The organism is Maricaulis sp. (assembly GCF_048268525.1).
Classification (GTDB): domain Bacteria; phylum Pseudomonadota; class Alphaproteobacteria; order Caulobacterales; family Maricaulaceae; genus Maricaulis.
Window position 1 is genome coordinate 140,217 of the sequence record NZ_JBLWVH010000003.1, and the last position, 12,675, is coordinate 152,891.

Below are 12,675 nucleotides of genomic sequence, written 5' to 3' on the forward strand. Positions count from 1 at the left end.
AGGTTCGCCGCCCTTCTTGTTGTGACGCCTGCCCTAGTAGCGCAGGGCGATCTGGCCGAACACACGGCGGCCGACAACGTCATAGAGCGACGGGTCGGTACCGGACTGCACGTTCGGTGCGTATTCCGGCGGCTGCTCGTCGAACAGGTTGTTGACCCCGAACCGGACCGAAGCGTTCTCGGTCATGTTCCAGGTCGCGGCCGCATCCCAGTACCAGACAGCGTCGGTACCGGTGAAGCTGGTCTCGACCGGGAAGATCACACTGGCCCGGTTGTCCATCGAGGCGATGTACTGGCCCCGCACGTCGAAGTCGAAGTCAGACACCGACCAGCGCGTGTTCCAGACCGCCTTCCATTCCGGGAAGGAGGTGCCCAGACCGGCGCCGAAGAAGGATGTGGTGCCGGCATAGTCCAGGTCCGGCAGGATATCGAGATCCTGCTGTTTCCACTCCAGCAGATGGGTCAGGTTCACACTGGTGGTCACCGTGCCGGCCCAGGACGGAGCGCCCAGCCATTCCGGATCGAAGCCCCAGCCAAAGGCGATGTCGATACCCGAGGCCTGCTGCGAACCACCGTTCACGCCCGGATAGAGCCCGTTCGGATCGTTGACATCATTGATGCCCAGGATGTCACCGCCGAAGCGGACGATGCCGGCGCAGGAATCGCGGTTCACATCATAGGTCGGGTTGGTGCCGTAATAGTTGTAGCAATCGGCAATCAGCTGGTTCACCCCCGGCGCCAGGATCGGCGAGGAGATGTCGATGCGCCAGTAGTCCACCGACCCCTGAAAACGGTCGAGCCAGCGGTTCGAGACCGGCGACTGGAACACCGCACCAATGGTGAAGGTGTCGGCCGATTCCGGATTGAGATCGGTATTGCCGGTCGTGGTCACAGACGCCTGTGTGCCCGGTGTCTGGACATAGGCGTTGGGCGAGGCCACGCCGGTCGCCGCACACAGGGCTTCCATCTGGGCCGCATCCGGTCCGCTGCGCTGGACACCGGTGATCGAGCACGGATCGAAATACTGGGGCGCACCACCGCCACCACCGAACAGCTCACCGAAATTCGGTGCCCGCACGGAGTGCTGGTAGGAGGCCCGGATCCGGGCATGGTCGAGCGGTTCCCAGCTCAGTTCCGCCTTGTAGGCCGGATCATTCGACCCGCCGCTGGCACCGGTGATGCCGTCGGTGAACTCGCTGCGCGAGACCCGATAGCCCAGGCTCAGATCGATCGGACCGAAGGGGGCGTCATCGCCGGCCAGCGGGATCAGCATTTCGCCGAACAGATCCTCGAAGCTGTTGGTACCCGAATTCGGGTTGGCGGCGTTGAAACCGGAGATCGGCCCGCCACCCGAACCGGGATCGAAGTCGAACTCGAAGCCGCGATACTCGGCGCCGAGCACCATCGAGACCGGGCCGGCCGGCATGTCGAAAGCATCACCGGCCACGTAGATCTGGCCGACGGTCTGCGAGAAGTCGGTGACCGCATTGGTCGAGACCTCCAGGTAGGCCACGCATTCCGCTGACAGGGGCTGACGGCCGAACGGGTTGAAGCCGCCGGCACAGATGCTGTCGCCACCGTCCGCCGCTTCCAGCAGGATCTGCAGGCGATCGGAGTCGATATTGCCTTCCTGGTTCTGCTGGATCTCGGTGTCGCCACGCGAGATATAGGCATTCCAGGTCCAGTCGCTGTTACCGATGGGGCCATCGGCACCAAAGGTGTAGCTGGTCACCGTATTGGAGAAGTTCGACTGGCGAAGTCCCGCCGACAGGGTCCGCTGACGCATCAGGAAGGGCTCGGTCGCGCCCGATCCGACGAGGTTCAGATCGTCACCCGTCCGGCTGGCCAGGATGCTCGCCAGGTCGGTCGGGATGAAGGGGTTGGTGACCGGAATGATCAGCTGGAAGGAGACAGTCCGACCCGGCTCGACCAGGGCGGAAACCGCCTGGATCGGGCTGTTCTCGCCGGGTGCGCGTATACTGACGGTCGGTATCGGCGTCGGTGCCAGCGCCGATGCGGACGAATACTGGGTCCAGGATACGTTCCCGAACACGTTCACCCCATTGTCCAGCTCGTAATTGGCGCGGGCCATGAAGCTGTCGCGTTCCATCGGCAGGGTGAGCAGGTTCACGAAGTCGAAATTGTAGGAATAGGCATCCGGGAAGATGGGCTGGTTGACGTTGCCGTCGATGTCATAGCGGAAGTTCTCGACATCTGACGGGTGGTTGAAAATACCCGCCGAGAACAGCGTGCCGTCGAGGTTGAAGCCGAACCGGTTGCCGGCGCTCACCGCATCAGCCGCGACGCCATAGCCGGCGAAGACCGCATCCACGGCCGCTTCGGTCGGGCCATTGGTGCCGAACAGCAAGGAGCCTGCCGGGAAGAAGCTGGTGGTGGACGTGGCCTGTTCCGCGAACGGACGCTGGCTCTTGATCATGCCCTCGCGGACCGACCGGTCGAAAGCCAGCACGGCATTGCCGCGGTCATTGTCGATATTGCCGCCAATGACCAGCGATACGCCGTATTCCTGGGCATCCCAGTATTCGGTCGAATTCTCGTAAGTGGCGCGCAGGTCGACGCCTTCGAAATCATCCTGGAGGATGACATTGACCGCACCGGCCACGGCATCGGCACCATAGACAGCGCCGGCGCCGCCGGTGGCCACTTCAACCCGTTCGATCAGGGCCGCCGGGATGGTGTTGAGGTCGACCGTCAGGCCGGCGCTGGACGGCATCGCGCGCCGACCGTCGATCAGGACGATGTTCCGGTTGGCACCAAAACCACGCAGGTTGACGTTCGCCTGTCCGCCATTGCCCGGATTGTTGGAGGTGGTGGTCCCGGCCGGGTTCACCTGCGGCAGGGTGTTGAGATAGGTGTCCAGCGTGATGTCGGCATTGGCGACAAGCTGGTCGCCGGTCACCGAGACCAGCGGGCTGTCCGCGACATAGTCCTGGCGGGCGATGCGCGAGCCGGTGATGACGATGATGTCGTCATTGCGCTCTGCCGCTTCCTCCTGGGCCAGCGCCGGTGCCGACAGGGCGCTGAGCCCCGCCAGCATCGTGGCGCCGAGCAGGGCGGATCGTCCCAGTCCGCTCCGGATTGATCTGAGTACTTGATGTGTCATGCCGATTTTCTCCCCGGCTTGGGTTTTCCCTCGCATGCGGCCAGCCGCACGCCTCACGCGGCGCGCAAATGCGCACCGAACGTCGATAAGGAGCGGTGTGGGTCCGGATGGGGAGTCGTATGCGGTGGGCCGCATCCAGGGGCGGTGGGCAGCCGGAATACGATGAATGACATTGAAATCGGGGTGAAGCGTCTGGCGGTGTCCGGTCACCGGTGGTGTCGGCACAAAAAAGATGCGGCGGTGTCTGATCACCGCCGCATCGAAGTCCGTTTGACACAGGGTACCGCGTCAAAGTCCCGTGGCGCTTACTCGGAGGGATACGACCGATCGACACCGAAAGAACACGGTGAAGATGCCCTCATGCGGCCGGGCCTCGCCACCCGGATGAGGCGGGCTTCGATTTTGTGCGTTCAGCGAAGGATTGGCCGATGAAAAGCGCAAAAACCACGACGAACGAGGCGAGGGCGCCAGCCAGACTGAGTGGGTGATGGTAGGTCAGTGCAAGAACGCTGACCCGTTTCACCCCTTCCGTCTCAGCGCTTCGCGCTGATCCACCTTCCCCATCAAGGGGAAGGACCTCGGTGTCGCCCCTCAGGCCTTTGCTTTCGCCTTGTCGGCCTGCAGGATCAGCTTGCGGTAGTCGTTCAGGTCGCCGTCATAGCGCGTGGCCCGGCCGTCCTTGACCAGCCACAGCTGGTCGGCGGTGCCTTCGGCGAGATAGACGTCGTGGGTGATCAGGACGACGGCGCCGCTGTATTCGTTGAGGGCGTAGATCAGGGCTTCGCGGCTGTCGATATCGAGGTGCGAGGTCGGCTCGTCGAGGATCAGGATGTGCGGCTTTTCCAGCGCCATCAGGCCGAGCAGCAAGCGCACTTTCTCGCCGCCGGACAGTTTCTCGATATTGGTCTCGACCTTCTCGTGCGGAAAGCCCATCCCGGCCGCCACGGCGCGGCAGCGTGAGGGCAGGGCCCCCTCGGGCAAGGCGTCGCGGATATGGTCGAGCACGGTCTCGCCGGTGTGCAGCTCGTCCATCTGGTCCTGCGAGAAATAGCCGATCCGCAGCGAGCGCGCCGCCGTGCGCTCGCCCGACATCAGCGGCAGGCGGCGGGCGATGGATTTGACCAGCGTTGTCTTGCCCTGGCCATTGGCGCCGACAATGGCGATGCGATCATCGGGATCGAGCCGCAGTTCGACGCCCTTCAGGATCTCCGCATCCTTGCCATAGCCGACCGAGGCGCCGCGCAATTGCAGGAGCGGGGCGGCCAGCTTGTCGGTCGAGGTGGGGAAGGAAAACGGCGTCGTGCGTTCGGCGATCGGGATGGCGATTTCCTGCATTTTCTGCAGCCGCTTGACCCGCGACTGGGCCTGGCTGGCCTTGGAGGCCTTGGCACCGAACCGGTCGACGAAGGATTGCAGGTGGGCGCGGTCGGCCTCCTGCTTGGCACGCTGGCTTTCCAAAAGCGCCGTCTTGGCGGCACGCAGTTTCAGCCAGGCGTCATAGCCGCCTGGTGAGATCGACAATTGCTTGTGCTCGAGTGCCAGCGTGTGGGTGACGCAGCGGTTCAGCATTTCCCGGTCGTGCGAGACGATGAGGACGGTGTGGGGATATTTCTTCAGATAGGTCTCGAGCCAGGCGGCGCCCTCGAGGTCGAGATAGTTGGTCGGTTCGTCGAGCAGCAGCAGGTCGGGCTGCGAAAACAGCACGCCGGCAATCGCGGCGCGCATCCGCCAGCCGCCCGAGAACTCGCGCGTTGGACGGGACAGGTCGGCATCGGTGAAACCCAGACCCATCAGCACTTCCGCCGCCCGCGATTCAGCTGACCAGGCATCGATATCGGCCAGCCGCATGAAAATCTCGGAGATGCGGTCCGGATCGGTGGCGGTCTCGGATTCCTGCATCAGCGCATGGCGTTCGGCATCGGTGGCCAGCACGACGTCCAGGATGGTCTCGTCGGACGGTTCGACCTCCTGCGCCACCCAGCCCATGCGGGCACCGCGATTGAGGCGGATCGAAGCGTCCGAGGAGGGATGCTCGATCTCTTCGCGGATCAGCTTCAACAGGGTCGACTTGCCGGTTCCGTTGCGGCCCACCAGCCCCACCTTCCAGCCGGAAAAGATCTGCGCCGAGGCATTCTCGAACAGGGACCGCTCGCCAATGCGATAGTCGAGATTGGAAATCGTCAGCATCAGTAAGGTCCAATGGGCGTTGAAGTGGCCGGAAACTGGGGTGTCCTGAGCCACGCATCAACGCCGCCCGATCACCCGCCGGACATCACGCCCGCGCTCTTGGCCGGGGTCATAGCGGGTGAAGGGCGATCCGGCCAGTGCTGGCTGCGGTGGGGAGGGTGACACGGGAGCTTGTCATCCCTGCCGGATGCCCGGCGCAGGCCGGACGCAGGGCAGGGACCTATGTGGTCGCAATCAGCTAGGTCCCTGACTTTCGCCCCGCCTTTGCGGGGCGTCCATCAGGGATGACAAAGGGGGAGAACCTAACCCCTAACTGCGCACATCACCCCGGTCGGCACCGCGCAAAAACGCCAGCGCGGCCCCGAAGTCGCCGATCTCGATATAGTGGCTGGCGACGATGTTGCCGTGGCGGTCCATCAGCTCGATGCGGGCGGTTTCTCGCGGGTCTCGTGCCGCCATCGCGTCGGCGGCGGAGATCGGGAAGTCGAACAGGGTGGCGCCGTCTTCGCCGGCCAGGGTGGCGGCGGTGCGGCCCGTGTCGCGGCCACTGGCCCAGATCCGGGTCTGGGCAAAGCGGGGCGGGGTCCAGCGGGCCCAGGGAGCGTCGGTCGGCCCTGTATAGCTGCCGCCCATCGTGGCGTCGTAAAGGGTTGGCTGGCGGTCCATGTCACGCAGGACGAGAATGGCCGAGGTGGCGCGCTCGCTGCCGGGCAGGGCCAGGCTGAGCTGGCGTTGGCCGTCCCGGGTGGAGACACCGATCTTCAGATTGCCCTGGTCCTGCACGATCGACCAGACCGGCATGTCCGGCATGACGCCGCGGCTGGAGGTCCAGGTGAAGTGGGCGCCGGGAAAATCCATCGCCGGAATGCGGACCCAGCCAACAAAGGCTTCGACGACCCGGTGCTGCAGATCGCCGACGGCCGGGTCATTGCAGGCAATGCCGGCGGCCTGGCGTTGCAGGTCGCGGGTATAGTCTTCGAGCGCATGCAGGGAGACGCCTTCGCGCAGCAACAGGCCACGCGCCTGCAGGCGGGCTGCATCAAGGGCGGTACGCTGGTTGTGGGTGAACAGGCCGCAGCGGGTATCGACGGCCATGGCCAGCTGGCGCTCACCGAAAATGGCGGCGGCCGCGTCGTCGGCGAGGGCCGGCGCAGTTGCGCTGGCCAGCCCCAGGCCGAGGCAGAGGGTTTTGACGAAGGCGTGCATGACAGATCCCGCTTGCATGGGTCCTGTCTAGCAGGGCGGGTTTGATGCCGCGTGAAGAAGGGTGGTTAATGCTTAGCGAATTCAACCGCTAAGATTGATCCCTCAGTCCTCGATCCGGACCCGCTTGCGGCGACCGAAGAAGCCGCGCATCAGCAGCAGGATGGCGGCGCCGAACAGCACGAAGGCGGCGTCGCGGGTATGGTCGACGGCGAATTCCTGCACCTGCTCACTCAGCGTCGGAGCGACGATGGCATAGTCCAGCGCGGTGACACCGCGGGCGCTCCACACGGCGGCCCGGCCTTCCAGCGCGGTCCACAGGTTGGAGCGGGCCAGCGAGCGACCTGCGGCCTCGAAGGAGGCCTGGTCCGGCGCGGTCAGCGTCGCGATCCAGCGGCCGTCATTGCCCTGGTCGCGGAACAGTGAGGCGACACCGATGCCGACTTCCGTACCGACGGCGGCGTCTCCGGCGTCAGCATAGGCGGCGGCGGCAAGACGCATCAGGCCACGCTGGCCGCGCGAGCGTTCGGCGGCGCGCAGGGCGGCGCGCAGCTCCGGCGGCGCATTGCGGTCGATCGCGGCGATCTGGGTCGAGGCCGGTCCGATGACCAGCAGGTTGTGATTGGCCGGTGCGGTCTCGTCGGCATCGCCGTACCAGGCATAGAGCCAGGCTTCACCGCTGATCAGGGCGGCACGGGCGAGCACTGACAGGGCGCCATGGCGGTCGGCGTCCAAGCGGGTCGAGAACTGGACGGCCGTGCGTGAGCCCTGGTCGGCGCTGAAGGGCAGGCCGCTATCGGCGAAGGTGCGCAGATCGGCTTCGGTGTGGACGCTGCGGGCATCACGGATCTGGCGGGTGCCGAGACGGGTCGCGGTCATCGCGTCGGCAGCGATGAAGCTGCGGTCATAGCCGACGAAGGAGCGGGCAGCCATCAGGCGCGCGGCGGCGGTCGCTTCGTCGAGATTGCGGCCGGTGATCACCAGGTGCGGTACGCCGTCATGGCGATAGGCGATTTCCGGACCGGCGGAGCGGTCACCCGAACGCAGGGCGGCGCGGTCTTCAGCGGCCAGACGGTCATTGTCGGCGATGCGGACAATGAGGTCGGCCTCGTCGGCAAGGCTGGGGAACAGCGGCACCTGGCCGGCGCGCAGGGCCAGACCCTGGGCGACCAGGGCTTCCAGCGTCACCCGCTCACGGCTGATATCGGTGATCAGGGCGATGCGGCGCGGAGCGGCGAAGTCTGCGGCCAGGGCCGCTTCCAGTGCTTCCAGCGTTGCGACCGGTGCAACCGGCTCCAGCGTCAGGCGCAATTGCGAGCGGCGGGCATCGACAATCCAGCCAGAGGCCGGGGTGTCGGTGGAATAGGCGATCTCGAGCGTGTTCTGGCCGGGACGGAAATCGGCGGAGAAGAGAGCGAAACGGGCTTCGATCGGACGCGCCTGCGGGCGGATGGTGATCGCCTCGCCGCCATTGACCGAGACATGGATCAGACCGGCCGTGCCATCGCTGGCCGGACGGGCCGCCAGGCGCAACCACGCTTCGGACGTATCGACATGCGGCGGCAGGGAGAAGCGGATTTCGGTGCGCTGACGCGAGGTCGAGAGAATGAAGGCATCGCCGCCGCCGTCGAGATCGGCCAGGCTGCGTTCTTCCGTATTGACGGGAATCGCATCACTCGCTTGCACCTGAGTGCCAGCAGCTTGCGGCGTGTCGGATGATGCAGGCTGTCCCCAGGCCGCAAATGCACCCGACGCAACGATGGCCATAGCGGCAACCGCAGTCGACAATACTCGTACAAACATGAAACGCTCCCTCACCCGTTTACAAACTATTAAGCAATTGGGCTGCCAGCAATCGAAATGAATGTGCTGAAGACAAAATTTTGGGTAGACGCCTTGATTCGCAGGGCTGAATTGGGGTTGGCGGCGATTTATGTGATTCGCCATGGAGACGAAGATGCGGGGTCGGTGCTCGTCAAGGTGGTGATCGACCGGTCTCTGGCACACCTGTATGTCCCGGCGCGGGACGATCTCGGGGAACGGGTCTGGATCCGGCGACCGGAAACAGATGAACCCAGCCTGGATGCGTGGTGCCGCAAGCGGGCCGACCAGGACACGGATCTCTGGCTGATCGAGATCGAGGACCGCCAGGGTCGTCATTTTCTGACCGAACCGGTCGAATTGCCGGATCAAAAGTAGCCAATCCTTAACAGGGCGGCGCTAATATCGCGGACACATTCCGCTCAACTAGCTCCGAGATCGTCATGTTGTTTCTGTTCAACGATGTCGTGTTCGACCTGGGTGACCTGAAGTCCATCTTGCAGTCCGACCAGCTACCGCTGTCACCGGCCCAGATCGAATCCCTGAACGCAGCCCAGCTCAATGGCCTGGTGCGCGAAGCAGTGTTCGCCAATCCCGATATCGCGCACACCCGTCCGGACCAGGTGCAATACATCATGGCCCTGATCAGCGTCGTCGCGCCCGGCGCGAATGCCCTGCTGGCCTTGCGGCCGGCCGAAGCGGAGAGCGCCGCCGATGTCGGTCTGCGCTATGCCAATGTGACCATCACCACCCTGGCATCCTTGTGGCGCGACCAGAAGGACGGGCATCTCACACCCAACCAGATCAATGACCAGGTCTGGCTCGCCGCGTGAGGTGGCTTGCCTAGCGGGGCGGTAACAGGGTAACCGGTCGGCTTGCATCACCTGTGAGCCCATCATGACGACCCCGACTTCAGACGCTCCGGCCCTGACTTCTCACGCTCCGGAATGGGCGCGCCGCCGTTCTTTCGCGATCATCTCCCACCCGGATGCCGGTAAAACGACGCTGACCGAGACGCTGCTGCTGTCTGCGGGCGCGATCCGGCTGGCCGGTCAGGTGCGGGCGCGCGGCGAAAACCGCCGCACCCAGTCGGACTGGATGAAGATCGAGCAGGAGCGCGGGATTTCGGTCTCCGCCTCGGTGATGACGTTCGAGCACCGGGCCTTGCTGTTCAACCTGCTCGACACGCCCGGCCACGAAGACTTTTCCGAGGACACCTATCGAACGCTGACTGCGGCCGACAGCGCCATCATGGTGCTCGATGCCGCCAAGGGTGTGGAGCCGCGGACCCTGAAACTGGTCGAGGTCTGCCGCCTGCGCGACATTCCGATTGTCACCTTCATCAACAAGATGGACCGCGAAGCGCTGGACCCGGTCGACCTCCTGGAAGACATCCAGGACAAGCTGGCCCTGGACACCGTGCCGATGCAGTGGCCGTCCGGTTCCGGTAACCGTTTCAAGGGCGTGCTCGATCTCAAGACGAAGGCCATGGTCGGCTATCAAAAGCCCGGCGATGATCGCGACGATACCGCTGCCAGCCCGCGCTGGGCGCTGGATGGAGAGGAGATCCGCGAGCATCTCTCTGAAGAGGAGGTCGCGGAACTTGAAGAGGGCGCTGAAGTCGCCTCCGAACTTTGCCCGACCTTCAAGCAGCAGAGCTTCCTGGAAGGTCACATGACGCCGGTCTTCTTCGGCTCGGCCCTGCGTGGCTTTGGTGTGCGCGAACTGCTCGACGGTCTGGCCGACATCATTCCCGGCCCGGCGGCCATGCCGGCGGTCAGGAATGGCCAGGCGGTGGAGCTGGAGCCGGGCGGCAAGGAAGTCGCCGGCTTCGTGTTCAAGGTGCAAGCCAATATGGACCCCAATCACCGTGACCGGGTCGCCTTCGTGCGTCTGTGTTCCGGCGTGTTCAAACGCGGCATGAAGCTGAAGACCGAGGCCGGCAAACAGCTGACCGTGTCTTCGCCCATCCTCTTTTTCGCCCAGGATCGCGAGATCGCCGACGAAGCCTTTGCCGGCGATGTGATGGGCGTGCCCAACCACGGAACCTTGCGGGTCGGGGACAGCCTGTCGGAGACCGGCAAGCTGCGCTTTTCCGGCATTCCCAATTTCGCCCCGGAAATCCTGCGCCGGGCGCGGCTGGCCGATCCGCTCAAGGCCAAGCACCTGAAAAAGGCGCTGGAAAGCCTGGCCGAGGAGGGTGTCACCCAGCTCTTCCGTCCGACCCTGGGCGGCGACTTCATTGTCGGCGCCGTCGGGGCACTGCAGATCGACGTGATGCGCGAGCGCGTGGCGGCCGAATACGGGCTCGAGGTTGATTTCGAACCGGCGCCCTACGACACCGCCCGCTGGCTCAGCGGCGACCGCGCCAAGATCGAGGCCTTCGCCGATCGCCACAAATCGGCGATGGCCGAGGACATCAATGGCGATGCGGTCTTCCTCGCCAAATCGGCCTGGGAAGTCTCCTATTCGGAAGAGAAATTCCCGGATCTCACCTTCCATCGTGCCAAGGAGCGTTCGGCATGACGATTACCGAGACGATTGGCGACAACCTGCCGGCCGAAGCCGTTGAGTTCTGGTCGATTGTTGTCGATGTCTGGGAGACATCCTTTCTCGGTGTCAGCGTCGGCCAGGGGTTGCTGGCGCTGTTGATCGTGCTGATCGGAATTGTTGCCCGGGGCATGATTGCCCGCTGGTTGATCGCCGCGCTCGAGCGCATGGCAGCCAAGACCGAAAATGAATTCGATGATGCGGCCGTCGAGGCGCTGGCCGGGCCGATGAAGCTCGTTCCGGTCATCATCGCCCTCTTCTTCGCCGTCAACATCCTGCATATCGGTGATGAGGGAGCCGTGCGTGGCACGCAATTCGTCCAATCACTGGTGGTGATCGCCCTGTTCTGGGCCCTCCACAATGCGGTCGGCCCGCTTTCACGCGTGCTCACAGGCCTGCGCAATGCGCTCAGCCCGGTCATGATCAGCTGGCTGACCAAGGCCTTGCGCATTGTCTTCATCGTTGTTGGCGGGGCCGCCGTCCTGCAGGTCTGGGACATCCCCGTCGCCGGCATCGTCGCCGGTCTCGGCCTGTTCGGTGTCGCCATCGGCCTGGGCGCCCAGGACCTGTTCAAGAATTTGATCGCCGGCATTCTCATCCTCGCCGAGAAGCGCTTCCTGCCGGGCGACTGGGTCAAGGTGGACGGGGTGGTCGAGGGCACGGTCGAGGAGATCAATTTCCGCTCCACCGTGATCCGCCGTTTCGACAAGGGGCCGGTCTACGTTCCCAACTCGAAACTGTCTGACAATGCGGTCACCAACTTCACCCGCATGACCCATCGCCGTACCTACTGGATCATCGGCGTGCGCTATGACGCGACCGCCGACCAGCTGCGCGAGATCCGCGACAAGGTGCTGGGCTATGTCCAGTCCCATCCGGAATACGCCCAGGCGCCGGAAGTCTCCACCTTCATGCGGGTCGACAGTTTCGGTCCGTCCTCGATCGACTTCATGCTGTATTGTTTCACCAAGACCACAAACTGGGGCGAATGGCTGCGCCTGAAGGAGGAGCTCGCCTTCTTCATCAAGGAAACCGTCGAAGCCGCCGGCACCGAATTCGCCTTCCCCTCGACCAGTGTCTATGTGGAAAGCGGCGCCGAGGTGTTTTCGCCGCCGGGTGATGATGCAGGCAAGGCTGTGTTGGCCGGTGAGGCGGGCAAGGGCTGAGGCGGTGTATTGGCGGATTGTCATCCCCGCTGAATGTCCGGCGCAGGCCGGACGCAAGGCAGGGACCTGTGTGGTCGCCACCAGCTAGGTCCCGGACTTGCGCCCCGCCTTCGCGGGGCGTCCATCCGGGATGACAAGGTGTTGGGGCGGCTACTCGCCCGGCAAAAGCCCCGCTTCTCGCCGCAAGGCCTGCGCTGTCCCGGCATTGAGTTGCCAATCCATATCCGTCACCACGTCCGGTATGTCGCCCCAGGCCTCCAGGAAGCTCGACCGGGCGGCGCTCAATTGCTGATGCAGGATCTGGCAGGCCAGGTCATCGGGATCGAGTCCTTCGGCGCGGGCCCAGCTCGCTGCATCACCCCCATCCTCAAGCTCACCAAACCCGCGCCCGATCATCACCAGCGCCAGGCGCGCATCATGCGTGCCCAGATCGCCATACTCGTCGAACACTGTCACCCGGAGCGATGGCAAGGTCTCACTGTGGACGAGGATGCCGACTGCATCGCTGTGAAGCACGGCAAAGTCGGACGGGACGATCTCCAGTCGCACGCCGGTCCCGCCGAGCCAGGTGTCAAGCTGGGTGATGGCATGGCTGGCAATCGCAGGGTCGAAGGCCTTGGGCATG

9 protein-coding genes are annotated in these 12,675 nt (G+C 64.4%); 4 read left to right on the forward strand and 5 right to left on the reverse strand.

Features of this window, described 5'->3' with window-relative positions; all coding sequences use genetic code 11:
• Window positions 1-33 precede the first annotated feature (33 nt).
• The 4 genes from ACN0X9_RS02985 to ACN0X9_RS03000 form a co-directional block, all read right to left on the reverse strand.
• Window positions 34-3,123: a TonB-dependent receptor domain-containing protein gene (locus tag ACN0X9_RS02985; RefSeq protein ID WP_417486148.1), complete on the reverse strand. Its 3,090-nt coding sequence runs from the start codon at window positions 3,121-3,123 to the stop codon at window positions 34-36.
• A gap of 591 nt (window positions 3,124-3,714) precedes the next feature.
• The gene (locus tag ACN0X9_RS02990; protein ID WP_417486149.1) at window positions 3,715-5,310 is read right to left on the reverse strand and encodes an ABC-F family ATP-binding cassette domain-containing protein; all 1,596 of its coding nucleotides are present in this window, start codon (window positions 5,308-5,310) and stop codon (window positions 3,715-3,717) included.
• A 309-nt stretch (window positions 5,311-5,619) separates the two neighbouring features.
• Window positions 5,620-6,516: a hypothetical protein gene (locus ACN0X9_RS02995; protein ID WP_417486150.1), complete on the reverse strand. Its 897-nt coding sequence runs from the start codon at window positions 6,514-6,516 to the stop codon at window positions 5,620-5,622.
• A 102-nt stretch (window positions 6,517-6,618) separates the two neighbouring features.
• Entirely contained in the window at window positions 6,619-8,316 is a 1,698-nt protein-coding gene (locus ACN0X9_RS03000) for a hypothetical protein (protein WP_417486151.1), read from the reverse strand.
• Between the two features lie 57 nt (window positions 8,317-8,373).
• Here ACN0X9_RS03000 and ACN0X9_RS03005 point away from each other — a divergent pair, with 57 nt between their 5' ends.
• The 4 genes from ACN0X9_RS03005 (at window position 8,374) to ACN0X9_RS03020 (ending at window position 12,050) form a co-directional block, all read left to right on the forward strand.
• Window positions 8,374-8,712, forward strand: a complete 339-nt coding sequence (locus ACN0X9_RS03005; protein WP_417486152.1) for a DUF1491 family protein — start codon at window positions 8,374-8,376, stop codon at window positions 8,710-8,712.
• A 65-nt stretch (window positions 8,713-8,777) separates the two neighbouring features.
• Window positions 8,778-9,167, forward strand: a complete 390-nt coding sequence (locus ACN0X9_RS03010; RefSeq protein ID WP_417486153.1) for a hypothetical protein — start codon at window positions 8,778-8,780, stop codon at window positions 9,165-9,167.
• Window positions 9,168-9,231: 64 nt separating this feature from the next.
• Window positions 9,232-10,860: a peptide chain release factor 3 gene (locus ACN0X9_RS03015; RefSeq protein ID WP_417486154.1), complete on the forward strand. Its 1,629-nt coding sequence runs from the start codon at window positions 9,232-9,234 to the stop codon at window positions 10,858-10,860.
• The gene (locus ACN0X9_RS03020) at window positions 10,857-12,050 is read left to right on the forward strand and encodes a mechanosensitive ion channel family protein (RefSeq protein WP_417486155.1); all 1,194 of its coding nucleotides are present in this window, start codon (window positions 10,857-10,859) and stop codon (window positions 12,048-12,050) included. Before ACN0X9_RS03015 ends, ACN0X9_RS03020 begins: the two co-directional genes overlap by 4 nt.
• A 150-nt stretch (window positions 12,051-12,200) precedes the next feature.
• Here the strand turns inward: ACN0X9_RS03020 and ACN0X9_RS03025 are convergent, their stop codons facing one another.
• Window positions 12,201-12,674, reverse strand: coding sequence for a hypothetical protein (locus ACN0X9_RS03025; RefSeq protein WP_417486156.1), 474 nt, complete (start codon window positions 12,672-12,674; stop codon window positions 12,201-12,203).
• Window position 12,675 lies beyond the last annotated feature (1 nt).